This window comes from Microvirga sp. (genome assembly GCF_014699075.1).
GTDB lineage: Bacteria > Pseudomonadota > Alphaproteobacteria > Rhizobiales > Beijerinckiaceae > Microvirga.
This window is the reverse complement of sequence record NZ_JACXAB010000061.1, coordinates 1-22,883: the sequence shown is the minus strand read 5'-3', so window position 1 is coordinate 22,883 and position 22,883 is coordinate 1. Positions and strand designations below refer to the sequence as shown.

Below are 22,883 nucleotides of genomic sequence, written 5' to 3'. Positions count from 1 at the left end.
TGCCGGCCATTTGACAGGTGATTTCAACGGCTGTTGGACGGATATCCCGATGCCCAAGGCGAAAGATCCCGACGGGAACGAGTTGACCCGGGAGGAAATGGTTGATGCTCTGCTGCGAAGAATTGCGGCCTATACGGTCATTCTGAAAAGTGAGCTCAATGACGAAGATTTCAAGGCCTTGAAGACCCTGCGTCCCTTCTTGAAGGCGGCCGACAGGCTGATGGCGGAAATCCGCTACCAGGATCAATAGTAACTCATTCTGGTCGCTTACCAAACGTACCGAACTCTGGCGCTAGGGCCTGGTGCAACTCCGAAGCAACCCCGTTTGCGATCGCTCGATCGACCTCGAAAACTGTGCCGTAACAGTCCGAGAATGCCGGAGAGATCGAGACCTTTTGCCCTCAACGTTCAAGTGATCGCCCACACGAGGTCTGAATGTGAGCCGTGTCTCGCCGCGGCTGATGATCAACGGTTGCTTGGACCTTGGAACCTTCGGCAGAGATAGCCGACAAAGCACTGCGGGTTGTCGATCGTCGGAACCCATGCAGGCTCGGTGGGCTCATTCCTTAGGCAGAAGTTCGGACCGTTGACGTATCGATCATACGTGTAGACTCCTGTGCCAAGGACGACTGCCCCTTGCGACGCCACAAGACCGGCGGCACGAGAGCAGGTGAGGGTGGTGCTCACAGGTCTGCTCTGCGCCCAGGCCTCGCTCCCCATGAGAAGCAAGAGAGAAGTCATGGCATATTTCAACATGAGGTCAGACGCCTTTTCAGAAGATGAATCGCGTGTTGATGAAGTTGGAGGTCTGCTTGGCGATAATCGCATCCAGCAGGTCCTTGTTGGCAGGCGTTTCCTTGGTGGCAATCATCGAGCGGATCGAGAACGAGCGCAACGCGTCGGTTACAGATAGCGTGCCCTCGGCGGAGTCCTTGCGCCCGGTGAAGGGGAAGACATCGGGGCCGCGCTGGCACTGGCAGTTGATGTTGACCCGGCACACCTGGTTGACGAGCGGATCGACAAGCCGGCCGACCTGATCCGGGTTGGAGCTGAAAATGCTCACCTGCTGGCCATGCTCAGACGTGGTGACGTATTCGAGCGCCATCTCAAGATCTTCGAACGGCATCACCGGCACGACAGGCCCGAACTGCTCCTCACGATAGAGCTTCATGCCCTCCTCAACCGGATAGACCACCGCCGGGAAGAACAGGGTGCCAGCGACACTGCCGCCATCCGGGTTGACGACCCGAGCGCCTTTGGACTTGGCATCCTCCACCAGTGCCGTCATGTGGTCAGTCTTGCCGGCCTCGGGCAGGGGCGTAATATTCACGCCTTTCTCCCATGGCATGCCCACCTTGAGTCTGCCCACCTCCTCGCTGAACCGCCGCAGGAACGGCTCGACGATGGACCGGTGGACGATCAGCATCTTCAACGCCGTGCAGCGTTGGCCGTTGAAGGTCAGGGTTCCGGTCAGGCACTCCTTGACCGCAAGCTCGATGTCGGCGTCGGGCAGAACGATGGCGGCGTTCTTGGCATCAAGCCCGAGGATGGCCCGCAGGCGGTTCACCTTCGGGTGCAGCTTTTTGAGATGATCCGCGACCTTGCTCGAGCCGATCAGGGCCAGCGCGTTGACTTTGCCGCTGTCGAGTAGACGGGGCACGACCACCGAGCCGCGTCCGTAGACCATGTTGACCACGCCTTTGGGAAAGGCGCTCTGGAAGGCCTCGATCAGCGGATAGAACAGGAGCGCGCCGAACCGGGGCGGCTTGAACACCACGGTGTTGCCCATGAGGAGTGCCGGGATCAGCGTGGCGAAGGTCTCGTTGAGCGGGTAGTTGTACGGTCCCATGCACAGGACCACCCCGAGCGGGGTGCGCCGGATCTGCCCGATCGTGCCTTCAACGATGGTGAAGCGGGAGTTGCTGTTGTCGAGTTCCTTCAGGGCGGTGATGGTCGCCCGAATGTAGTCGATGGTCCGATCGAACTCCTTCTCGGAATCCGCTCTGGGTTTGCCGATCTCCCACATGATCAGATCGACGACCTCCTGCCGCCGGCTGACCATCTGGTTGGTAAAATCCTGCAGGCAGCCAATTCGCTCGGCCACGGTCATGGTCGGCCACTGGCCGCGACCGTCGTCATAGGCAGCCACGGCGGCCTCGAGGGCTTCTTCCGCCTCCCGTTCTGCGCCGGAGGGCACACTCCCGAGCTCGATCTGCTCGAGTTTGCCGTTCGACTTGCGTACGCAGACCGGCGATCGCACGGTATCGACCGCACCGTTCCAAGCCTTGAGTTCGCCGTTGACGAGATAGGTTCTCTGGTGAATAGGCGGGGGAGGGCGGTGGTCAGCCGGGATCTCGCCGTCCAGCGGAAAGAGCTGCCTCAACGCATCGGAGTTGGCCATGTTCTGCCTCCCGTGCTGCCCGTCAGCGGATCCTACAGCAGGCATCGGTGTTGATCGTACGTCATCCCGTCAGCCCTGCGCAGACCTGATTCCGCTCTGGATTGCGTGTCTTCGCCCGGAATTGCGGCAATCGAAGTTCTCTCAGCACGTTCCTGCAGGACAAGGCTCGGTATTCCGCTAACCTCCTTGCCTGTGCACGGCTCATTTCCTCTGGGGTCTTTGGTGTACTTCTCCCCCGATCTGGCGGCGATCCTGTAGGACCGCCGTCCCTTTCCCCAGGAAGACTTGTCTTGAGCGGACACCTGCAGGGGTCAAAGGCAGACGGGAGGCCATCAAGGAGCATGATCATGGCGACACGTGGATTCACCGGGAAGACGTCACCCGCAGATTACGCGGATCGTATCCCGCCTGGACAATCCCGCACCGACGGCTTCCCAGTCCTCTCGGCCGGTCCGACGCCGCGGGTCTCGCTGGGTGACTGGTCGTTCACCCTCAAGATCGGCCCACGTCCGGTAATGCGCTGGACCTGGGAGGAGCTTACTGCCCTGCCGCAAACCAAGATGACCCGTGACATCCACTGCGTGACCAAGTGGTCGAAACTGAACACGCCGTGGAGAGGTGTCCTGATTGACGATATTCTTGCCGAAGCCGGGCTTACGTCACTGCCCGACTACACGCTGGCCCATTCCTTTGACGGCTATTCGACGAACGTGCCCACGGCCGACCTCATCGGCGGCAAGGCCATGGTCGCCACTCACTATGAAGGCCAGCCTTTGACGCCCGCGCATGGTGGGCCGGCAAGGCTCCTCGTGCCGCATCTCTACTTCTGGAAATCGGCGAAGTGGATCAACGCGCTTCAGTTTCTGGAACGCGACGAGGCCGGGTTCTGGGAGCTGCGGGGCTATCACATCTATGGTGATCCTTGGCGCGAGCAGCGCTACAGGGGTGATCAATAATGATGGACACGACCCTAGAGGAAGGTCACGTACAATGGCAGGAGGCGGTGATCGAACGGATCGAGCGGCAAACCGAGAGGGTGAAAAGCTTCTTCCTTCGTCCCCAGACTTGGCGCTCCTTCCGGGCGGGCCAGCATCTTGACGTTCGGCTCACAGCACCGGATGGCTATCAGGCCCAGCGGAGCTACTCGGTTGCGTCTCCCCCCGAGTTTGAGGGGCTCTACGAACTCGTCGTCGAACGCCTTGAGGACGGCGAGGTCTCGCCCTTTCTCCACGATGTGGCTGAGGTCGGCGACGCGATCGAGATCCGCGGCCCGATCGGAGGTCACTTCGCGTGGGGTCCTGAGGACGGCGGACCTCTCCTGCTCGTTGGCGGTGGGTCCGGAGTTGCGCCTCTGATGTCGATCGTGCGCCATCGCGCTGCAGTCAGCCGTGACGTCGCTGTCGTACTTCTTCAAGCGGCCCGAACCTGGGATAACGTGATCTTCCGGGAAGAGTTGATCGGACGGGATGCAGCCGAGGCCAACTTCACTCTTCTGTTGAGCCTGTCCAGAGACACCGCACATCGACCTCAGGATTATGGCCGCAGGATCGATGCCTCCCTGCTCAATATCTCCCTAGCGAGGCTGGGCACTGCGCCGCGGCTGACCTTCGCGTGTGGCTCGAACGCTTTCGTCGAAGCCGTCACCGGTTATCTCCTGGATCTGGGTTCGGACCCGAAGACCATCCGCACCGAACGGTTTGGTGGTTAGCCGTGCCGGCGGCAGCTTTGGCTCTGGAGCGGTTGTTTTGGAGGAGATCATGGAAGGAATTGGCGCACTCTTCTCGACTCACCCCCAGCGTCCTCCCAACCCGTCCTTGATCGAGGCGTGCACGACGGCCTGCTATGAGTGCTGTAGCCTGTGCGTCAGCTGTTCCGACGCGTGCCTGGGCGAGGCTCACGTGGCTGACCTCGTCTGCTGCATACGAACCTGCCTCGATTGCTCGGACGCATGCCTCGCTACGGCCCGCATCGTCGCACGTCTCACGCGCCCGAGTCCAATGCTGGTGGAGGCGCAGCTAATGGCCTGCGCCGAGGCCTGCCGGGTTTGTGCAGAGGAATGTGAGAACCATGCCGCGAGGCATGAATACTGCCGTGTCTGCGCCCAGGCGTGCCGCAGCTGCGAGCAAGCGTGCCGTGCCCTGCTCCATGGCGCATCCTTGATGTGAAAGGCGAACGCTGGTCGTGCCCGGCAGGAGGCTGAGTGTCGTGGAGCCGGGCCTAGATCCAGACGGGTATTGGTCTAGCCACGCGGGTACCACCCCCAAGTGTCACCGCTGCCCGCTGAAGGTCGGCTCACATCTCCGGCGTTCCTGCAGTTGCTTCAGGCTCGGACTACGCGATTTCGCCCAAAATTGCGGCAATCAGAGTTCTCACACCATGTTCCTGCAGGAAAGGGCTGAGGACTGCGCTAACATCGTGCTTTGTACACCGCCTCACCCCTTGTGGGTCTGTTGTACATCCTCCCGGAACTTGGCGGCGGCCCCACAGGTCCTCCGTCCGTTTTCCTGGGGATTTTCTAGCGGCGGAAGATATGGTTCTAAGGCATTACCACCTTCATCTCACATTCTACCGAGGCTCGATTTGGAGGGACTATGGGCAAATGGGACACCGTTATCAAGGACGAGTTCGATGGGCACCTAGTCGTGGTAGAGGTTCGTCGTCCCGACTTTGAGACCGTTATCAGTTGGGGCGGACAATCCGGCGTCCGGGTCACGATCACATGTCTGCGTGACTGCGATGATGAGATGAACATTGCCGCGTCTGAGCAGACGAGCACGGTAACCAACGACTCGGCAGGTGCTCTGATCACGCTGGAGCCAGATACTCTGGATGAACTGGAGGGGGACCTGATCGAGGTCGGCTTCAGCACTGAAGCAGCTGCTCGCATAGTCAGCAGGGTCCCTCATCGGAACGGGCCCTAGCCTGCGAGCCCGATTTAAGCCCAACAGGCCGTGACTTTTCTTGAGACAACCCCGAGCAAGACCACACCAGACAGCTCATACCCGAAATCGCGGTTCCGCATCAAAGCACCCGGTGCATGGAGGTCATCGCTACCGGTCGTGGCCTCAAGATTTATCTTGGCCATCCATTCTCAGCCCTGTAGCAGAGGGTCGAGTTGCCCCGTGTGGTCGAGGGCATGCAGGTCATCGGAGCCGCCGATGTGCCGGCCGTTGATGAAGATCTGCGGCACCGTTGTGCGCCCGCCAGCCTTCTCGATCATCTCCGCCCGCTTCTCCGGCTTTGCCTCGATGTCGATCTCGGTAAAGCTGGCTCCCTTCTGCGTGAGCAACCTTTTGGCTGCGGCACAGTAGGGGCACCACCTCGTTGTATAGAGGGTAATCTCCGTCATCGTCACCTCCATGATGTGAATCGATTGCCTGATGACCTGCAGGCTTAGACGTAACCTGCCAGCTGGGTATGGGCCTTGTCTGGCCGCTGCATTCGTCTGGTTTAGAGAAACAGGGGAAGATAAAGTCCGCCGACTACGAGCGTCAGTGTGAGCACTGCAGTGACAGACGCCCAGAAAGATCCTTGGTCATTGTTGCCGTCCATGTCTTTATCCTGGCTTGTAGTGCGACGGGTCGGCCGTGCCATCTCGTTTGGTGGTCAGTGAAAGGGCAGGTTCTTCCGACGTCGGGTGTCCTGCGCGGCGCCCACGATCATCTCGACAGCAGCAGCCAGTTCATCCTCGTCGAACTCGTAGCATCCGACGCTGTCAATGGAGGCCTGCTGCGGCCAGTCGAAGACCTCGATCCAGAATGACGGTACGCCGGGAGTGACGTCGTCCGGATGTATCTCTGTGAGGCGGACCTCAAGTGGCCCGAGCCGCATCACGACAACGGAACGCTGGTTGGCAGTGTCTACCGCCTGGTACACCAGCCCGACATAGGCCCGGATGATGCGCTGCTCGATCTCGTCGGCGCAGAGATCTGACCCGAGTGGGTAGTCGACACACGCCTGCTCGGCGGGTCTGTCGGTGAATCTTAAGGCTGCATTGCTGAACATCATAAAAACCTTCTGTTGTGGGATTAGTGCCTTCCTGCAGGACCGGGACGAAGATCCCAGTTAAGCAGCGAGGCGTTGCGGATCGGTGTTCGTTATTGCCGGGCGAGCCTCCACCACTTTCGCGGAGGCGACGGCCAGGAGAGCGTCCAAGGCTGCTGCCAGGGATGGCTGGCTCAGGACCACATGGCCCTGGGCGGAGGCACGCTCGCGGGAGGCGGCAATCACCGCCGCACGGTCGGGATGCCCGTCGCGGTATTCGTCCGCCAGGATCCATCCGTCGATCAGACCGGGCAGGTCGGCCCGGGTGTAAAGCCACCCGATGGGGCGACGCCAGTCCCGCAGGAGAGAGAAGGCGCTTTCGCCGGTGGCGGCGTTCACCACCTCAAAGCCGCTCGCCCGCAGCTCCCGCGTGAGGCTCTCGCGGAACGCCGTGTCGGTGTCCACGATGAGCATGCGCTCATAGGTTCCTTGGGGTGGTCGTTCCATGTGAGCCTCCAAAGCTCGTGAGACTGGGGATCGCTCCACACACGACCTAACGGTGTCGAGAGCGCCGGACGCTTCTGTTACAGAGTTCAGTGAATCGTCTGTCGCTCTTGGCATCTTGATTACCGGCTGATCGCTGATGTTACGGTGGCTTGGTTGCTCAGCCAGATCCAAGCGTGGGTCCGGTCACCCTCGCTCTTGATGTAGACATAGCCGGTCTGGTGCCACGCCAGGACCGCATCACGCTTGTTGTCGAGGATGAAGTCACCCCGGTCGGTGCGGATAGCCATCACGGCATGGCCTGCGCCGAGCTCGTCCAGGACCACCACCATGCGCAGGGCCCGCCGCGGCAACCCGGCCTCGACCAGCAGGCGGCGCTTGAGGATCTGGTAGTCCTCACAGTCGCCATAGCCGTCGTCCGGGTAGTCCCAGCGGTCGATCACGCCCCAGTGGGCGATGTCTTCCTGCGGGGAGACGGCGGCGTTGACGTGCCTGTTGATTGCCACGATCGCATTCCACACACTCTCATCGAGCTTGATCGTGGCAGGCTCGGCCGGATTGATCGCGCACTCGCCCGGGCTCCGCTCGCAGAACTCACTCCAGGCCGCGGTCGGCTGAGCATTCCCGTCTGCGACCGGGATCCATGCTTTATCGAACTGACGGGTCTCACTTGCTTGAACACGAGGCGCATGAATGGCCGAGAGAACGGAAAGGACGGCGATAAGGATTGTGATCAGAAGCCTCGCACGGCTTCTCCTAGGCATGAGGTCAGTTGTCCAAACAGAGTAACACTCGTGTCTACGTCCGGTTGTCCAAGGCATGTGAGCCTCCGTGGCGGATGATGGCCGGGCTCACCGATCACCAATGCGATACCGCTCGGTATCGCACTGAGACAAAGTAGACAGATCTGTATCTTTTGACAAGTCATAGGCGAGGGCAAAAACAAAAGCAACCCTTTGCAATTATGCGGACGTGATCGCCGTTGTCACACCAGCAAGCTCGCATAAGGCTGCAAGCGAGACGACACGGGTAAGTATCGTTATTGCAGCCGCGTGCGCCTGAACCGGCGGTCCGAGGAGCAGAAGCACCCTTACAGGGCCGTGCGATCGAGCACGCAAGTGGCTGGCTTTGCGGTCTGCCCCTACGGCTTGTCGTTCCAACCGAAAGGTGCACTCGACGCACGTACAGTTGAGACGTGGCAGCGGCCGTAGCCTCGACTGCTTGGAAGTGCTTTCACGGAAGCACCCTCCCGTCGCGATCGGACGCACAGACTTTTGGCAGTGCCACGAGGCCGGCACAAGGCACAGGCATCGGATACGTTGTTCCCGATCAGGCAGCAGGGAGATATCGCCGAAGGTGGGGATGGTTAGCCACTCTGTCGAAGGACAGTCTTTCTGGATCGGAACAATGCGGCTCACGGGCTCAGGTAAGAGTTGGTGATGTCCATCCACGGACTGACGCGATGGACGACGCGTTTGATAGACACATCAGCATTCAATTCGGGCGGCTCGGGACACAAAGGAGATACTTGAGACGGTTATCTCTCGCAGAACCTAAGCCAGTGGAGAGTTGAATGTCTGACGAGATAAACCGGTACCAGAACCGCGTTCTGGAGACGACGTCGATAACGAGTGCCACAGCTGACCAATTGCCGGCAACACGCATAGGAGTGTCCTCAATGCGGCCAATCGAGATCAATCTGGTGTTTATTGATGTCGTGACTCCACCGTCCACGATTGACAATGGACCCTATCCAACAGCCGTGCTGATGGAGTTGAGCGTGCTGGTGCGTCGTGTGCGGGCGACTTCGCCGGACAGTGCCCTTGCTGGCATTGCTGACGCAAAGATCGGAAAAATCCTCGCCCGTGGCGGCGGTGACATTAAGCCTGGACAAGGGGCTTACCGATGCACGAAGTAGGCCAATCAGGAATCTTATTAGGAGGGAAGGCTCAGATACCTGCCGGGCCGTTCAGGGATACTGTCAATTCACGTGGCGACATGGGAAGTAAGAACGAGGGATCTCCCACAGCCAACCGCATGGTCTTACTGCTTATTGCTAGTTTAACGTTTGGGAATGTGACATCGGCGGTGCTGATGCTGAGGAGTTGGGCTGATAATCTATATCTTTCCAACGATGTGACTGAGACGCTCCTCGTCGACCCATCCACCAAAGAAGAAAATTGACGTTGGAAACGGGCCTTACGGGTGTGTTTGCTCTTGAGCCAATCGCGGCTTCTGTTGCCTCCACCCCGAGGAACGGAATGTCGAGCGTGCTCGCCTAACTCAACAATTGCGACATCCCAGAGTTTGCCAAGTTCATGTAACAGGGCATTACTTCCCCCTGGTCATGGTTCGTTGGGTGGTACGCCGGTGCCCATCTCTTGGAAGTGGGCGATCAAGATCACCCAGGCACCAGCGAGCCCAGCCAAAGGGGCTGCTGTCCCTATGTCAAGCGATCCACATCCACCACGGCTTGGGCGAAGGCCTGCGGCGCTTCTTGCGGCAGGTTGTGGCCGATACCGCCGGTGATCAGCCGATGTTCGTACCTGCCTGAGAACTTCCTGGCATAAGTGGCCGGGTCCGGGTGGGGTGCGCCATTTGCATCCCCTTCGAGGGTGACCGCCGGAACGCTGATCACCGGGAACGCGGCGAGCCGCTTCTCCAGATCATCATATCTGGCCTCGCCTTCCGCCAGTCCGAGCCGCCAACGGTAATTGTGAACCGCAATCGCGACGTGATCCGGGTTGTTGAAGGCCGCCGCGCTGCGGTTGAAGGTGGCATCATCGAACTTCCACTTCGGCGAGGCGAGCTCCCAGACTAGCCTGGCGAAGTCGCGCCGGTATTTCTCGTACCCGGCACGGCCGCGTTCTGTCGCGAAATAGTACTGGTACCACCACTGCAGCTCGGCCTTGGGCGGCAAGGGCATCTTGTTGAGCTCTTGGCTGCCGATCAAGTAGCCGCTCACCGAGACCATCGCCCTGACGCGCTCCGGCCAGAGCGCCGCCAGGATGTTGGCGGTGCGGGCGCCCCAATCGCAACCGGCGATAACGGCTTTCTCGATCCTGAGGGCATCCATCACGGCGATGATATCGGCAGCGATCGCCGACTGCTGACCGTTCCGGGGCGTATCGTCCGACAGGAAGCGGGTGGTGCCATACCCGCGCAGATGGGGAACGATCACCCGGTAGCCCACCTGGGCGAGCAGCGGCGCCACATCCACATAGGTATGGATGTCGTAAGGCCAGCCGTGCAGGAGGATCACCGGCTTGCCATCAGCGGGACCAGCCTCGGCATAGCCGACGTTCAGGACCCCTGCGTTGACCTGCTTGAGTGAGGCAAATGACGTATGGGTGCCTGGTGAGACCGCCGGAAGGCGGGACGGCGCCTGATCGCCGGTCTGGGCTTGTGCGGCACCCATCACCCCGAGCTGAGTTGCCGCGACGGACAGGGCGGTCGCACCCACCAAGCGCCGTCGGAGATGATTGATATCCTCTGTCATCGGTTACTTCCCTGGCTGAATCGTCACAGTTGCAGGTTCCGATATTCATGTATCTCCAATGTGTTCCCGCAGAGGCAATTTCGAAAGACCGTGTAGGAATGAGCCGGAGAGATACAATGGGATACAGATATGATCTTTGCGACTCTGCTCCCTGGAACATCGCTACGCTCGACGAGCTTCAGTGTTGCCCCCACGCGCCGGACGTTTTGTACGATACTGTATCAAGCGCCCAGGAAACGGCTTTGGCATACATTTTCGGCCGATCTGCAAACATAACGGATACTTGGCTCCGGCATTCCGTGGCTCCGCTGATCGATACAGTCGTCAGTGCCACAACAAGGAATACTCTACCATGCCGAAGATCGAAAAGGTCCTCTATACGGGTAAGACCCGCACATCCGGAGGCCGGGAGGGCGCGTCCCGAAGCGACGACGGCCGTCTTGAGATCCAGCTATCCTCTCCCGGCAGCACGGGACAAGGCACCAATCCGGAGCAGCTCTTTGCGGCCGGGTGGTCCGCCTGCTTCATCGGCGCGATCGGTGTCGCGGCCGCCAAGCGGAAGATCGCGCTGCCCAAGGATCTCGCGGTCGATGCGGAAGTCGACCTGGGAAAGACCGGCGACACCTATTTGCTGCAGGCCCGCCTCAACGTGAGCCTGCCGGGCATTGATGCCGCAACGGCGCAGGCCCTCGTCGAGGAAGCGCACCAGACGTGCCCGTATTCCAAGGCCACACGCGGCAACATCGACGTCATAATCGCGCTCGTCTAAGCGACGCCGCCACGCGACAAGCAATGGCTCGTGCTCGGCGGCCGGGTGCTGGCTTGCACGGGCCACAGAAGAGGAGATCCCCAATGCGTATTTTCGTAACGGCCATAGCCGCGCTGGCGCTTGCCGCGGCACCATGTGCCTGGGATAGTGACCCGAAGGAATTGCCCGCAATAGTCGCTCTGTTCGCCAATTAATTTCCTCTGACCAGCGCTTACTTTCTAAGGTACTTTTGAGGCGGCAAACACATCCTGGAAACTGCGTGCAAGACCTAGTCGTTGCCTCATCTTCACATCCTTGAAAGACGAAAGGACATCCTTATGAAAACGACTCGACTTATTGCAGCAGCGATGCTGATCGCCGGTAGCGGATTGACGCTGCAGCTGGCGCAAGCGCAGCAGCCAACTAATCAGGTCATGCAATTCTCAGGCATTGGTCGCACCGATGTCCTGCGGAACGACCTCAGCCAACTTGGACGAGAGGTCATCCAGACGCGCGTCGATTTCCCCCCGGGAGTGACGGCCGCCGCTCACACACATCCCGGCGAAGAGGTCGCCTACATCCTCGAAGGGACGCTGGAATACAACCTTGAGGGCAGGCCTCCGATCACGCTCAAGGCTGGCGAGGCCCTGTTCATCCCGTCAGGAACGGCCCACTGGGTCAGGAACGTCGGCCCGGGTAAGGCGTCGGAGCTCGCCACGTACTTGGTCGAGAAGGGAAAGCCGCTCGTAACATTCAAGTGAGCGATGCTGCCTCCACCCGCCGTGGCTTTGCAGCGGAGACAATCACGGGTGTTCCCATATGATTACGGACCGGCGATGCCAGCGGCTTCCTTCCTGCGAGCTGACCGAGGCGGAGGCCTGCCCGGATCTTCGACGTGCGTTTGGCTAGTCCGCGTCTGACTGCACTCTCAATGGAGGGACCAGTCGGCTCGGACGGCATTCCCATTGGGTGAGGGTAGGGGGACCGCTTGAAGACAACCCACGATCGCCTGTTCAACAATTGGTGAAATTGGCGCCTTCAGTCTTGGCCACGGGCTGGAGAGGCGATTACCCGTGAGGCTCACATGCAGGGAGTTTCCTGATGTCATTTTGCAAGCCCGCCCACCTTGCTGCGGCTGCCCTTTCACTCACACTTGCCGCGGCATCGCCGGCCTCTGCAGACGATCCCGTGAAAGTGAAGATCTTCATCGGTTCGATGTTTGAGATCGGCCAGAACACCGGCGACCGGGCCGGCGAGTTCCAGCACTGGTACGAGCGCTACTTCAGCCAGAGCAAGCCAATCACCGTTAAAGGCGCCCTCAACCCTGTCTACTGCAATGAAGACGGCGTCTGCGGGTCCGTGCTGGGCATGGGCAAGGTCGCCTCATCCGCGTCAGTACAGGCGATCATCCTGAACCCGCAGTTCGACATGTCAGAAGCCTACATTATCGTCAGCGGGGTTGCCGGCACGCCACCTGAGCGTGGGACTATCGCTGACGTCAGCTGGGCGACCTGGCTGGTCGACTATGATCTCGGCCATCGCTGGGCGCCGGAAGAGGGGGAGCCGGGCGCCCCAGCCTTCATGCCGCGAAAAGGTTATGAGAAGGTCCGGCTGTTCCAGCTCAATCCCGACCTCGTCGGGTGGGCGATGCAGCTTACGGGTAAGGCCAACCTGAAGGACTCGGATTCAGCGCAATCCTACCGCCTGCGCTACCCGCAGGAGGCCGCCCGGCTTGCTCCGGCGGTGAAGACCGGTACCCACATGACCGGCGACACCTTCTTCCATGGCCCAGGCATGTCAGCGCAGGCGCAGTACATCGCCAAGCTGTATGGAGCGGACGATTACCTCATCACCGAGATGGAGGCAGCCGGTATCGCCCAGGTGGTCCAGCGGACGCTTGGACATCAAAGGCTTATGAGCCTGCGCGGCGCGGTGAACTTTGACCAGGGCAATCCCAACGAGACCACCCTTCAGCATCTCGACCCCGCCCCGGGGCAGACGGCAGGCGGGTTCGCTGAGACGGTCGACAACATCGCAGTAGTGGGCAGCCGGATGGTGGATCACATTGTGTCCCATTGGTCCGAGTGGAAAAACGGCGTTCCCCCGCTGCCCCGCCAGTAGGACGCGGCTCGGGATTCTGCCCTCATCGAGAGGCCAAGGGTCGGAGCCTGCCCCGTCGATCGACCACGAAGGACAGAACGCGAGGGGGAAGCAGGGATGCTCTCTGGGTGAGGGTCTCCTCGCAAGCCCTCACACCAAGACGTTCGTGCAGCGTGTTCGCAGCCTTCAGTGTTTGTGAGATCCAGTCCCAGGTACGGTGAACGTCACCGTCTGTCCGGTGAAGACCTGGTGCTCGGGGCTGGCCAGCTCAAGCGTCACCTTGTGCTGGCCCGGCGGCAGCCCAACCACGACGATGGTATTGGTCCCACCACCTGTGTCTGCCCATCGCCAGGGCGCATCGTCGACGGTGACGTGCAAATGCCCGACCCGTGGAGAGACCCGGCTGGCAACTTCCCCGAACAGCGGCAGAATGCGGAAATTCTCCGTCCGGTACGGGATGAGAACGGCGCCTCGGGCCAGCGGTCCGGGAAGCGGAGCGTCCACGATCAGCTTGGGTGCGGGCTCGTTCTCGATGGGGAAGAACACAGGGGGATTGCCGGGTTGGTTTGCGCCCTGGGCGAGAGCGCCCGTGGTGAGCACAGTGGCCGCCGCAGCTGCGGCGAGCATCTTGATGAGCATGGTCATCGCATCGTCTCCTTTAGATCAGATAGGGCGCCTAAACCCACAATCGGAGGGAACTGAATAGCCGCGGCTCACAGTTGCCCTCGGATTGTCAGGTTGATCCTAACCCCGCTTCGTATCCCGAATGTGTTCGGATGCTCCCAAACCGTATCGCCATGTAGACGAGAGGCCGTCCGCATTCACACGGCAGACGGCGACGCACCAAGATGCAGCGACGCTCTCCGGAATTTCACGCATGGTCCCATGCCTATGGCGGGGAGAGGGCCATGATCGTCAATCCCCCAACCACACCCAGCTCAGCCTGAGGTTTTCGCAACTAGAACGGGTTGCGCCCGATAGAGGGTGGGGAAGAAGCGCCTCAGGGCTTCGATCTTTGGCCGTTCGTGGACCGCGATGTAAGGCTGCCCGGGATTATTGTGCATGTAGTCCTGGTGGTAGTCCTCTGCCTCGTAGAAAGTTTTCCCGAGTTCAACCGTTGTCGCGATCGCTGCCTGGAACGACTTGGCCTCGTCCAGTTGCTGGATGTAACCGCTTGCGACCTTCGCCTGCTGGTTGTCCAAAGGAAGGATCGCGGAGCGATACTGCGGACCAATGTCAGGCCCCTGACGATCGAGCTGCGTGGGATCGTGGGCGGCCGAGAAGAAGATGCGAAGCAACGTTCCATAGCTGATCTTCTGAGGATCGAACACGACCCGAACTGCTTCGGCGTGGCCCGTCAGGCCGGTTTCCGTCTGCTCATAGGTAGCCGTTTTGGCGCTTCCTCCAGCATAACCGGACGTCGCGCTGACAACGCCCTCGACATGCTGAAACACACCCTGGATGCCCCAGAAGCAGCCTCCGGCAAGAACGGCCGTCTGCAAGCTGGCCTCCTTGGGTACGTCGACCAGCGCAGCTGGCACCAACCGCGGAGTCTCTGCGGCCGACGGTACTTGGCCGGCAAAGGCAAAGCCGACAAGTCCGAGCATTGCGCCAAAAACACCCGCTTTGCTCGATTTCCGGCGGGATCTGGGAGGATGTCGATCATCGATAAGCATTGCCTTTTTCTCCTTAGCCGAACGTGAACACGTAAGCCTCGACGCCGCCGTCCAGGAAGCGGATTTCGAATGTCCGCTCCTGCACATCTCCGCACTGGCGCACGAGCTGGTAGAGTCGGGTTTCCGAGACGGTGCCTTTGCCGTCCGCATCGATGTCCGCGCCACAGTTCTCACCCGGGGCTTTGCCATCGATCGTGACCTGGAACTGTACTGGTTTGCCGTTCCGGGCAGGGCCGAGAACGAGATGCAAGTCCCTTGCCCGGAACCGGTAGGAGATTGCCCCTCCGGCTTGGTTGAGCACAGCCTGCTCGGCTCCAACCGTCCAGTTCCCGGCAAGACCCCACTGGTTGAGCCGCAACCGGCCCACGGTGTAGTCGCGTGTCTCGTCGGCTCCCATCGTCTCAGGCGAGGCAAAACTGGAGGCTCGCTGATAGCCGACATAGGTCTCACCAGATCTTACTCGGGCAAGGTCCGGGGCGGCTTCAGCGCCCCGCGCGTCCGGTATGACGAGCCCGCCAGCGGTTCTGCGGCCGCCCTGTGCCTCAGCCAGCAGCTCCTGGATGACTCGTTCTGATTCTTTGTAGTCACCCTCACCGAAGTGATGATGCCTGATCCGGCCCTCCACATCGATGAAGTAGTGAGCCGGCCAATAGCTGTTCCCGAACGCCCGCCAGATCTTAAAATCGTTGTCGACCGCCACTGGATAGGAGATCCCGAAGTTCTGGATCGCGCGCTTCACATTGTCGATCTTCTTTTCGAAGGCAAACTCGGGGGCGTGAATGCCGATCACGACCAGGCCCTGATCCTTGTACTTCTCTGCCCAGGCCCGCACATAGGGGACCGTGCGGATGCAGTTGATGCAGGAGTACGTCCAGAAGTTGACGAGGACGACCTTGCCGCGGAGCTGTTCGGCCGTCAGCGGCTCAGAATTCAGCCACTTCACGGCACCATCAAGGGACGGCAAGGTGCCCTCGATCGGCAGGCTGCTGCGGTAGCTTTGGCGAGCATCGTTTGCGGCCAGCCGCATGCTCGGCCCAGTGGAGCCTGTCGAGGCTGCCTCGGAGTTCTCATTCACCCGATCGAGCAGGGATTGTTCGATCCCGGCTGTGCTCGCATAGGACAGGCGCGTCAGAAGGCCGGTGTCGAGACCGAAGGTGATGGTTGCCACGCCCGCGAGAACGGCAGCGCCCAAGCCTTGCCGAATGCGGTGGCCAAGACCAAGCGAGCGCTTCATCGCCGCAAACACCCGTCCTCCGGCTAAAACTGCCAAAGCCAGGGATGTCGCCGCGCCGGCCGCATAGGCACACAATAAGAGGGAGGTCTGCGGATTGGCTCCCTGGAGAGCGGCTCCTGTCAGGACCAATCCCAGAACCGGTCCAGCGCAGGGTGCCCACAGCAGGCCCGTCGCCGCCCCGAGCAGCAGCGATCCGCCGACACTCGGTTTGTCTGAGGGTCCTGTACCAGAGAGCCGACCGCCGAGGGCAACGATCGGGCGGGTCAGAACGGCTGCGGCGCGGGACGAGATGAGCGTTATGCCAAACACTGCCAGCAGGGAGATGGCGGCAGAGCGTCCGACCTCGTTCGCGTGCACCGCCCAGCTCCCACCGACGGCAGCGAGAGTTGCGACCGCGGCGAAAGTGGCCGCCATGCCAACCAGCATCGGCAGTACGCTGCGGGCGAAGGGCTGGCCTGCCCGAGAAAAGACGAATGGAAGGATGGGAAGAATACAGGGGCTGACAATGGTCAGCACTCCCGCCAGATAGGATACTACAAACACTGTCATGGCTGATCCCCTTGGCGCAATCAGTGCCGGGCATTGACTTGGCCGCTGTCGGAACTTCATGAGCATGTGATCAGCACGAAGTATCCAGAATGTTTTCTGGCGTGGCAGAAGTGTAAGCAAGTGTAAGGGAAGGCAGCCGGCCCACCTATTAGAGGCAAATGGTTGCCGACCGATCAACGCCAAGCGGGATCGGATGCCCCGAGGATGATCTCGGCGGCCAACCCCCCTATGGATCTGTTCCTGAGATAGAGCGAGCCGCCGATGGCCAATGCCAGCTGGTGGGCTATGGCCAATCCTAGGCCAGTTCCACCGGTGCTGCGGTTGCGGGACTGTTCAAGACGGTAGAAGGGCTGCAGCACAGCCTCAAGCTCGCCATCGGGGATGCCCGGCCCGGTATCGAGCACGGTGATGCAGATTCGTCCGTCAGACGTTTTCCCAACGCTGACTTCTGCTTCCCCAGCAAATTTGAGCGCGTTGTCGATGAGATTTGTGACGATGCGCCGGAGTGCATGTGGCCGTGTCACCACCACCGTGTCGACCGTCTCCTGAGATGTCACGGCCTTGCCGGTGTCCTGATAATCAAAGACGATACTTTCGACGAACGAACCGATGTCGATACGGGCCGGCTTCTCGGTATTGCCGTGGGCGGTTCTGGCATAGGTCACGCCCTCACGCACGAGCCTCTCAATTTCCGAGAGATCGCTGATCAGCTTGTCCTTCTCCGGACTGTCCTCCGCCATCTCGGCACGCAATTTCATGCGCGTAAGAGGTGTCTGAAGATCATGGGAAATGGCCGCGAGGATCTGCACACGTTCTTCGAGATAGTGGGAGATCCGATCCCGCATGGCGTTGAATGCCGTCGCCGCATAGGCGACTTCAGTCGGCCCGGTCTCCTCCAGGCGACCCGCCTTTTCGCTGGGGTCCAAGGCCTCGGCCGCGTTGGCGAGCCGAAGAAGGGGCCTGATCGCCAGACGAACTGCCAAACCGGTGCAAAGGATGAGAAGCAGGAGCTGTGCGATCAGCACATAAGGAAGCCACGCCGCAAGAGGCATGACCCTTGGTCTCAGATCGATTGTCACCGGCGCACCATCGCTCAGCGTCACATGAGCCTGGAGACGGTGCGGACTGCCGGGAATGGTTTCAACGGTGACGGGAAAACGGCGTCCGGCCGCCGCATTAATGGTATCGGCAACCTCAGTGCTCAGACCGCTGAGTTCGGGAATGCCAAGGATACCTGGACCAAGCTCATACCGGTAGTTCCCCCGCTCCAGCATGGCGACCCATTGCTGGCGTTCGTTCGCGGGAAGGCGATCGAGCAGGGCAATCGAAATGCCGACGTCCTTTTCCAGATTGCCAAGCATCATCGTCTTAGCAGTCATGTAGCGCTCGAGAAACAAGACGCCGAAGGAAAGTGCGTGCGCGACCGCCAGTCCGGCAAAGAGGATGAGAAAAAGCCGCCACCGCAGAGTCTGCGGAGGATAAGGCAGCCTGCGATGCCAGCCGATTGTGGTCATGACCGTGCCGTGGTGATCTCAACCGGCATGGCGAGCACATAGCCTTCGGAGCGTACGGTCTTAATATAGGCCGGCTCGCGGGCATCATCTCGCAACCGTTGCCGCAACCGGCTGACGAGCAGGTCGATCGAGCGGTCGAACAGTTCGGCTTCACGTCCCTGGGTCAGGTTAAGAAGCTGATCGCGGGAGAGAACCCGTTGCGGATGGTCGAGGAAGACGCGAAGCAAGCGGTATTCAGCGCCGCTCAGCGCGACAGCGGTTCCGTCTTTGTCGAGAAGATGCCTCATTGTCGTATCGAGCTGCCATGCGCCAAAGGTCAGCAGTTGCCCAACTTCCGTCACCTGAAGATTCGGCGGCAGCATGCGGGTGCGGCGGAGGATTGCGTTGATCCTGGCGAGCAGTTCACGGGCGGCAAAAGGTTTGATCAGATAGTCGTCGGCTCCCATCTCGAGGCCGATGATCCTATCCGTCTCGTCGCTCCGGGCGGTCAGCATCAGGACGGGCGTGGATTTATGCTTGCCCGCCCGGAGCTCACGGCAGAGCACGAGCCCGTCATCGCCCGGCATCATCACATCAAGGACGATCAGGTCGACCCTGTCGCCTTCGAGAAATGACCGCATTTGCCGCCCATCCGCGGCGACACTGACACGCAGGCCATTCTTTTTCAGGTAGCTGGAAACAAGTTCCCGGATCTCGCGATCGTCATCAACGATCAGAATGTGGTCTGCGTGCTCCATACCTATCGTCCTCAGAATCCGCCTGATGCACTTTAGCAGCTCGATGGACCAGGAAACCTCACCCTTCAAAGAGATTTGTAATGATCTGTATCAGACCCTGTGACGGATACATGACCTGACAAAATTCCCGTCAGCTTAGAGCAAGTTTGTTGCATTTCGATCCGTGGAGGTGCCTCTCCGGTCGAGGTCGGCACCAGGAAGTATGACTCACGGTGATCGCCAAGGGCTCCTGTACCGCCGGATCGGCCTTGACCACACCATGGCCGCGGTCGGGTTGCCGGGCGCGTTGATCCCCCCTCAGCGTCCTTGACGACATAGGGGAACCATGAGAACGCGTCTCGCACGGTCATCGAAATGAGGCGCGGATCTCCTCAATGACCAGCCCCGGGGTTTGCAGGTGGGCGTAGTGTCCGATATCAGGAAGAATACGGATGTCCGCGTTGATTTTTTGCGCGAGCTCGATCCCCATTTCCTTCTTGATGTAGATATCCTTCTCGCCCCAAACCACTTTCACCGGAGTTTTTAGGTTGCCTATGTTTGCTTCAAGGTAGTCTTCATCTCGCGTAAACTTCGAGTAGTAGTGGTAGAAGGCGTCGGCTGGTGTCATTCCGCCATGGCTCCATCCGCGGGAGACGTCATCCTTGAAGTCAGCGGACACCTCAAACTGTGCTTCTTTGGGAAGCCCTCCCTTCACGGCCGTATCGAGAATGTCCCCACCGCTCCTGCTTTTGTAGGCCGCGAGCGTCGCACTTGCCGAAGGTTCCGACTTCAGACTTTGCAATCTGTCGTGCATGTACTGGGGCCTGTTGAACGGTGCGAAGTCCCCAACAATGATGGTCTTGGCGATCTGCGGATTCTCGAGAGCCGCAAGAAGAGCCGGGAGGGCTCCGATATCCGTCGCGTAGATCGTGAGCTTCGATGAAGCAATGTTCGTCTTCTTGACATAATCCCGCAGAACACGGGCATAGTCTTTGGGTGAATAAGAGAATTTGTCAGCCGGGGGGCGCGATGAAAGGCCATAGCCCGGCCAGTCGATGGCGTGGACTTCGTAGTCCGTGGACAGCGCCAGGGAAATATCTTTCCAGGCGCACAGCGTTTCAGGGAATCCATGCAGGAGAAGCACGGTTCCCTTCGGGCTCGCGGTATGCACCACCATTCTTCTGAGCGTGATGTCCTGATCGACTTCAATGGATCCGATGTCCAGTTTCTGAGCTTGTTCTGGAGGATTGCTGTTGCAGCCCCAGGCAGTCGTGGAACCGAGAACAAGAGCAAAAAACGCGGGCAGAGATAGCTTGAACATGTCGGTGTCCCCCATGTTCGTGTCGATTCACTGAATCAGGCGGTCAATCTGCGCCTGTAATGCCGGACCAACAAGGAGAATCGCGGGAACAACGATCACGTACGCGATACCCCAAGATCGCAACCATGCCACGGCGAACGTTTCTGAGAAACCCAAGTTGAGCGCGATAAGGACGAACGAGATGATCCCGGTCGTCACGATGCCCATCATGAGGGCAAAGGCAATTTTCCGTTTCCGTTGTGCATCCATTAGTCTCTCCTATACAGCCAATATTTGTAGGCGGGACGAATCATGTGAGATCGTGAATGGTTCTCTCCACCGCAGCCATAATGGCGGTTCGGTGGCTGGCATTGCCGGTCAGCTGAGAGACCATAACGGCTCCTTCGATCATCGCGATAAGCGCCAGGGCGGTTTGCTCCGCATCAATGCCCGCTCGGAATTCACCGGCCGCAATACCCTTCTCGATGACCGTGACGATGCTCGTCATCCAACCTCGGAATGCGGTTGCGGCATTCTTCCGTAGTTCTGGGTGGGTGTCGTCAGCCTCTACCGTCGTATTGAGCAGTGGGCAGCCTCCCTTCGGAAAATCGTGAGACTGCAGATTCCCGTACACGCTCACAAGAGCCAGCAACTTCTTTTTGCTGCTATCGCATTTGGCCATTTCTACGCTCAGAAGCGTGGTCACGCGTTTCCAGTTATGCTCGAAAGCTGCCAGGGCCACCTCGTCCTTATTCGCGAAGTTGCCATAGATGCTGCCCTTCGTTAGTCCTGTGGCTTCCGTCATGTCGGCAAGGGACGTGCCGGCATAGCCCTTCACATTGAAGATGGGTGCTGTCCTTTCCACGATGAACTGACGGGTTTTCTCGGCCTTGTTCATAAGGGCTGGAATATACCGATCGGTATATTCTGTCAACGCCTGTTGGCTGACGCGGCGTTCTTGAAGTGATCGTCACTGCATGAAACGGGCCGTCGCCTCGTACGATAAACCCTAGGTGAACCGCACGTCGCTGATGTCGATCGAGACCAGCAGGACATCCAGATTCGGTCTGTGGCCGGGGCCACGCAGGTAGGCACGCCGCTTGCTGGGCAGACAAATCCCATCAGCCTCGATGTAGTCGTGGACGATTTGGGCCGCGGCAAAACCGCCGGCGACATCAACCGTGTAGTCATGTCTACGCAGGGATAAGTCCTCTCCAAAGTAGAAGTCTTGGACCCGACTGTGTGTAGCAATCGCATCCGGGAACTCCACCCGTAGCACGCGCCAAGGCCGGCTCCCTTCCGCCCAAGGCTCGACCTCCTGGACCCGGATCCCTTCCATTGTGAACAGGAACGGGGTCGTCAGATAGGTCCACATGGCATACCCGTTGAAGTAGGCCCGGTGCAGCGGATCCCAGGGCGTGTCAAAGCTGTGGCCCGCAAAGGAGGCTCGCGGGTGCATGCGTTCGTTCACAACCGAGCCATCGCTTCGGACAATGGCGATCCGCTCAGGCGTAAACTCCGTATGCCAGTCAGGGTCGCCGAACGGCTTGAGCGAGGCGCGTTCCTCGTGAAGGGACACGGTCATGTGGCGCGGGTTCGGATCCTGGATCAGGCCTTTGAGGCCCCAGAGCCCCCCACCCGTGACGATTGTCGCCTCCCCAAGAGCGACGGACTGCCAGCGATCGAGGCGACCATGAGCCTCAATCACATCGGCAAGCAACTCGTTCATCATGGTCTCCTTTCTCGGGTTGCCAGATCCGGGATCAGCGATGGCGCTTCTCACGTTCTTCGACAACAGAGACTCTGAGGGAGTTGCCGGGTATCTCGGTTGTCGAGTTCACTGCGCGGCTAAGTCAACGAACCCTCCGAAAGACCCTGCGACCTCCCAAGAGCGGGGATCCGCCGTGTCGCAAGCACGATCACGGGCGTAAGAGGACCGGAACCTCGCTCCATCCAACCCAGGTTCGCCGGCGTTCCACCATTGATCAAAGCAGGGATGCTTGTATTCAGCCCCGTTCGTCACCAGGCAGTTTGTCGGACTCATCCCAAAAGTCCTCGATCGTTGGCTGTTGCCGGTAATGCTCGCGCGGGAAACCGCCCCAGTACTCGGACGCTTGGCATCCTCCGAGGTCGATGGTCAGCCTAAGCTTGTCCCGATGGATCTGAACCAGGCGTCCGATGGCGCCGTCGATGGTTCTGTCCGTCGCCGACAGGTCCGGCTCATCGTCAACAAAGGCGCGGTAGTTGTTCGATCTTCCCTCGACTTTGATCATCATGGTCGCCTCCTGCGCGATGTAATCCAAGCCTTGAGATGGTGCGGCGTAGCTCCTGCCAGCAACCAATCGCCAGAAGAACGAGACAGCGTGAGATGCCGCTGTGCTTGCTCGAACCAGTCGGCGACCACCGAGACCGGCAGGATAGCATAATCCGTGAGGGCGGTCTCGATCACCTCTGGCCAGAGGAACCGGTACGACCGCTGGATGGGCGCGTGACGCTTTGAGCCGTAGCGTTAGGCGACGTACCCCGTCTCTTGGACACGCAGCGATAAAGATCCTCGCCCGGGGTTGCGGTGAAGACCTCGAGCCGATGCAAAGCGTTTGATCCAATGCTAGGAGTGGGCAGGCTCCCGCGAGGCTCTGCGGACCTCTTCACTCTCCA

At 59.9% G+C, this 22,883-nt stretch carries 25 protein-coding genes; 9 read left to right on the top strand and 16 right to left on the bottom strand.

The genetic code is table 11. From position 1 onward, the window contains the following. Nucleotides 1-250: hypothetical protein (locus IC232_RS28620; RefSeq protein WP_210335536.1), on the top strand; the 250-nt coding region annotated here is incomplete at its 5' end. Between the two features lie 522 nt (nt 251-772). Here the strand turns inward: IC232_RS28620 and IC232_RS28615 are convergent. Next, nucleotides 773-2,401 (bottom strand): NADP-dependent glyceraldehyde-3-phosphate dehydrogenase, encoded by a 1,629-nt coding sequence (locus tag IC232_RS28615; protein WP_190848348.1) that lies wholly within the window; start codon nt 2,399-2,401, stop codon nt 773-775. Between the two features lie 347 nt (nt 2,402-2,748). Between IC232_RS28615 and IC232_RS28610 the strand changes: the two genes are divergently transcribed. The 4 genes from IC232_RS28610 (at nt 2,749) to IC232_RS28595 (ending at nt 5,322) form a co-directional block, all read left to right on the top strand. Beyond that, the gene (locus IC232_RS28610; protein ID WP_190848347.1) at nt 2,749-3,357 is read left to right on the top strand and encodes a sulfite oxidase-like oxidoreductase; all 609 of its coding nucleotides are present in this window, start codon (nt 2,749-2,751) and stop codon (nt 3,355-3,357) included. Next, nucleotides 3,357-4,109, top strand: coding sequence for an FAD-binding oxidoreductase (locus tag IC232_RS28605; protein WP_246812468.1), 753 nt, complete (start codon nt 3,357-3,359; stop codon nt 4,107-4,109). The genes IC232_RS28610 and IC232_RS28605 overlap by 1 nt, the downstream gene beginning before the upstream one ends. A gap of 49 nt (nt 4,110-4,158) precedes the next feature. Next, nucleotides 4,159-4,566 (top strand): four-helix bundle copper-binding protein, encoded by a 408-nt coding sequence (locus IC232_RS33470; protein ID WP_190848346.1) that lies wholly within the window; start codon nt 4,159-4,161, stop codon nt 4,564-4,566. Between the two features lie 426 nt (nt 4,567-4,992). Beyond that, nucleotides 4,993-5,322 (top strand): hypothetical protein, encoded by a 330-nt coding sequence (locus IC232_RS28595; protein ID WP_190848345.1) that lies wholly within the window; start codon nt 4,993-4,995, stop codon nt 5,320-5,322. Nucleotides 5,323-5,492: 170 nt separating this feature from the next. Here the strand turns inward: IC232_RS28595 and grxC are convergent, their stop codons facing one another. The 4 genes from grxC to IC232_RS28575 all read right to left on the bottom strand — a co-directional run bounded on the left by grxC (nt 5,493) and on the right by IC232_RS28575 (nt 7,653). Next, nucleotides 5,493-5,750, bottom strand: a complete 258-nt coding sequence (gene grxC, locus IC232_RS28590; RefSeq protein ID WP_190848344.1) for a glutaredoxin 3 — start codon at nt 5,748-5,750, stop codon at nt 5,493-5,495. Nucleotides 5,751-6,007: 257 nt separating this feature from the next. Further along, complete coding sequence (locus tag IC232_RS28585; protein ID WP_190848343.1) at nt 6,008-6,409, bottom strand: hypothetical protein; 402 nt, start codon at nt 6,407-6,409, stop codon at nt 6,008-6,010. Between the two features lie 57 nt (nt 6,410-6,466). Next, entirely contained in the window at nt 6,467-6,892 is a 426-nt protein-coding gene (locus IC232_RS28580) for a hypothetical protein (RefSeq protein ID WP_190848342.1), read from the bottom strand. Nucleotides 6,893-7,011: 119 nt separating this feature from the next. After that, nucleotides 7,012-7,653, bottom strand: a complete 642-nt coding sequence (locus tag IC232_RS28575; protein WP_190848341.1) for a transglutaminase-like cysteine peptidase — start codon at nt 7,651-7,653, stop codon at nt 7,012-7,014. Nucleotides 7,654-8,462: 809 nt separating this feature from the next. Between IC232_RS28575 and IC232_RS28570 the strand changes: the two genes are divergently transcribed. Then, on the top strand, nt 8,463-8,807 hold the full coding sequence (locus IC232_RS28570; RefSeq protein ID WP_190848340.1) for a hypothetical protein: 345 nt from the start codon (nt 8,463-8,465) through the stop codon (nt 8,805-8,807). Between the two features lie 525 nt (nt 8,808-9,332). On the opposite strand, the gene IC232_RS28565 is transcribed toward IC232_RS28570, so the two are convergent. Then, nucleotides 9,333-10,388 carry an alpha/beta fold hydrolase gene (locus tag IC232_RS28565; protein ID WP_190848339.1) on the bottom strand — a complete coding sequence of 352 codons (1,056 nt, stop codon included), beginning with the start codon at nt 10,386-10,388 and terminating at the stop codon, nt 9,333-9,335. A gap of 352 nt (nt 10,389-10,740) precedes the next feature. Here IC232_RS28565 and IC232_RS28560 point away from each other — a divergent pair, with 352 nt between their 5' ends. The 3 genes from IC232_RS28560 to IC232_RS28550 all read left to right on the top strand — a co-directional run bounded on the left by IC232_RS28560 (nt 10,741) and on the right by IC232_RS28550 (nt 13,257). Beyond that, nucleotides 10,741-11,157 carry an organic hydroperoxide resistance protein gene (locus tag IC232_RS28560; RefSeq protein WP_190848338.1) on the top strand — a complete coding sequence of 139 codons (417 nt, stop codon included), beginning with the start codon at nt 10,741-10,743 and terminating at the stop codon, nt 11,155-11,157. Between the two features lie 317 nt (nt 11,158-11,474). After that, complete coding sequence (locus IC232_RS28555) at nt 11,475-11,897, top strand: cupin domain-containing protein (protein ID WP_190848337.1); 423 nt, start codon at nt 11,475-11,477, stop codon at nt 11,895-11,897. A 340-nt stretch (nt 11,898-12,237) separates the two neighbouring features. After that, on the top strand, nt 12,238-13,257 hold the full coding sequence (locus tag IC232_RS28550) for a purine-nucleoside phosphorylase (protein WP_190848336.1): 1,020 nt from the start codon (nt 12,238-12,240) through the stop codon (nt 13,255-13,257). 165 nt (nt 13,258-13,422) lie between these two features. Here the strand turns inward: IC232_RS28550 and IC232_RS28545 are convergent, their stop codons facing one another. From IC232_RS28545 to IC232_RS28500, 10 genes are all read right to left on the bottom strand, one after another. Further along, nucleotides 13,423-13,881, bottom strand: coding sequence for a DUF6130 family protein (locus IC232_RS28545; protein ID WP_190848335.1), 459 nt, complete (start codon nt 13,879-13,881; stop codon nt 13,423-13,425). A 293-nt stretch (nt 13,882-14,174) separates the two neighbouring features. Beyond that, entirely contained in the window at nt 14,175-14,738 is a 564-nt protein-coding gene (gene msrA / locus IC232_RS28540) for a peptide-methionine (S)-S-oxide reductase MsrA (RefSeq protein ID WP_409564982.1), read from the bottom strand. 187 nt (nt 14,739-14,925) lie between these two features. Then, nucleotides 14,926-16,695, bottom strand: a complete 1,770-nt coding sequence (locus IC232_RS28535) for a cytochrome c biogenesis protein DipZ (protein ID WP_190848333.1) — start codon at nt 16,693-16,695, stop codon at nt 14,926-14,928. A gap of 173 nt (nt 16,696-16,868) precedes the next feature. Beyond that, nucleotides 16,869-18,209: a sensor histidine kinase gene (locus IC232_RS28530; protein ID WP_190848332.1), complete on the bottom strand. Its 1,341-nt coding sequence runs from the start codon at nt 18,207-18,209 to the stop codon at nt 16,869-16,871. After that, nucleotides 18,206-18,946, bottom strand: coding sequence for a response regulator (locus IC232_RS28525; RefSeq protein ID WP_190848331.1), 741 nt, complete (start codon nt 18,944-18,946; stop codon nt 18,206-18,208). The genes IC232_RS28530 and IC232_RS28525 overlap by 4 nt, the downstream gene beginning before the upstream one ends. A gap of 346 nt (nt 18,947-19,292) precedes the next feature. Continuing rightward, nucleotides 19,293-20,246 carry an alpha/beta fold hydrolase gene (locus tag IC232_RS28520; protein WP_190848330.1) on the bottom strand — a complete coding sequence of 318 codons (954 nt, stop codon included), beginning with the start codon at nt 20,244-20,246 and terminating at the stop codon, nt 19,293-19,295. Nucleotides 20,247-20,273: 27 nt separating this feature from the next. Next, on the bottom strand, nt 20,274-20,495 hold the full coding sequence (locus IC232_RS28515; protein WP_190848329.1) for a DUF2798 domain-containing protein: 222 nt from the start codon (nt 20,493-20,495) through the stop codon (nt 20,274-20,276). A gap of 40 nt (nt 20,496-20,535) precedes the next feature. Beyond that, entirely contained in the window at nt 20,536-21,123 is a 588-nt protein-coding gene (locus tag IC232_RS28510; protein WP_190848328.1) for a TetR/AcrR family transcriptional regulator, read from the bottom strand. Between the two features lie 111 nt (nt 21,124-21,234). After that, nucleotides 21,235-21,957, bottom strand: a complete 723-nt coding sequence (locus tag IC232_RS28505; protein ID WP_246812467.1) for a hypothetical protein — start codon at nt 21,955-21,957, stop codon at nt 21,235-21,237. A gap of 274 nt (nt 21,958-22,231) precedes the next feature. Next, nucleotides 22,232-22,501 carry a hypothetical protein gene (locus tag IC232_RS28500; protein ID WP_190848327.1) on the bottom strand — a complete coding sequence of 90 codons (270 nt, stop codon included), beginning with the start codon at nt 22,499-22,501 and terminating at the stop codon, nt 22,232-22,234. Nucleotides 22,502-22,883 lie beyond the last annotated feature (382 nt).

Bases quoted from the DNA above. Each gene is read 5' to 3' on its own strand.
- IC232_RS28615 (WP_190848348.1), bottom strand. From the start codon at position 2,401: ATGGCCAACTCCGATGCGTTGAGGCAGCTCTTTCCGCTGGACGGCGAG.
- IC232_RS28610 (WP_190848347.1), top strand. From the start codon at position 2,749: ATGGCGACACGTGGATTCACCGGGAAGACGTCACCCGCAGATTACGCG.
- IC232_RS28605 (WP_246812468.1), top strand. From the start codon at position 3,357: ATGATGGACACGACCCTAGAGGAAGGTCACGTACAATGGCAGGAGGCG.
- IC232_RS33470 (WP_190848346.1), top strand. From the start codon at position 4,159: ATGGAAGGAATTGGCGCACTCTTCTCGACTCACCCCCAGCGTCCTCCC.
- IC232_RS28595 (WP_190848345.1), top strand. From the start codon at position 4,993: ATGGGCAAATGGGACACCGTTATCAAGGACGAGTTCGATGGGCACCTA.
- grxC (WP_190848344.1), bottom strand. From the start codon at position 5,750: ATGACGGAGATTACCCTCTATACAACGAGGTGGTGCCCCTACTGTGCC.
- IC232_RS28585 (WP_190848343.1), bottom strand. From the start codon at position 6,409: ATGATGTTCAGCAATGCAGCCTTAAGATTCACCGACAGACCCGCCGAG.
- IC232_RS28580 (WP_190848342.1), bottom strand. From the start codon at position 6,892: ATGGAACGACCACCCCAAGGAACCTATGAGCGCATGCTCATCGTGGAC.
- IC232_RS28575 (WP_190848341.1), bottom strand. From the start codon at position 7,653: ATGCCTAGGAGAAGCCGTGCGAGGCTTCTGATCACAATCCTTATCGCC.
- IC232_RS28570 (WP_190848340.1), top strand. From the start codon at position 8,463: ATGTCTGACGAGATAAACCGGTACCAGAACCGCGTTCTGGAGACGACG.
- IC232_RS28565 (WP_190848339.1), bottom strand. From the start codon at position 10,388: ATGACAGAGGATATCAATCATCTCCGACGGCGCTTGGTGGGTGCGACC.
- IC232_RS28560 (WP_190848338.1), top strand. From the start codon at position 10,741: ATGCCGAAGATCGAAAAGGTCCTCTATACGGGTAAGACCCGCACATCC.
- IC232_RS28555 (WP_190848337.1), top strand. From the start codon at position 11,475: ATGAAAACGACTCGACTTATTGCAGCAGCGATGCTGATCGCCGGTAGC.
- IC232_RS28550 (WP_190848336.1), top strand. From the start codon at position 12,238: ATGTCATTTTGCAAGCCCGCCCACCTTGCTGCGGCTGCCCTTTCACTC.
- IC232_RS28545 (WP_190848335.1), bottom strand. From the start codon at position 13,881: ATGACCATGCTCATCAAGATGCTCGCCGCAGCTGCGGCGGCCACTGTG.
- IC232_RS28535 (WP_190848333.1), bottom strand. From the start codon at position 16,695: ATGACAGTGTTTGTAGTATCCTATCTGGCGGGAGTGCTGACCATTGTC.
- IC232_RS28530 (WP_190848332.1), bottom strand. From the start codon at position 18,209: ATGACCACAATCGGCTGGCATCGCAGGCTGCCTTATCCTCCGCAGACT.
- IC232_RS28525 (WP_190848331.1), bottom strand. From the start codon at position 18,946: ATGGAGCACGCAGACCACATTCTGATCGTTGATGACGATCGCGAGATC.
- IC232_RS28520 (WP_190848330.1), bottom strand. From the start codon at position 20,246: ATGTTCAAGCTATCTCTGCCCGCGTTTTTTGCTCTTGTTCTCGGTTCC.
- IC232_RS28515 (WP_190848329.1), bottom strand. From the start codon at position 20,495: ATGGATGCACAACGGAAACGGAAAATTGCCTTTGCCCTCATGATGGGC.
- IC232_RS28510 (WP_190848328.1), bottom strand. From the start codon at position 21,123: ATGAACAAGGCCGAGAAAACCCGTCAGTTCATCGTGGAAAGGACAGCA.
- IC232_RS28505 (WP_246812467.1), bottom strand. From the start codon at position 21,957: ATGATGAACGAGTTGCTTGCCGATGTGATTGAGGCTCATGGTCGCCTC.
- IC232_RS28500 (WP_190848327.1), bottom strand. From the start codon at position 22,501: ATGATGATCAAAGTCGAGGGAAGATCGAACAACTACCGCGCCTTTGTT.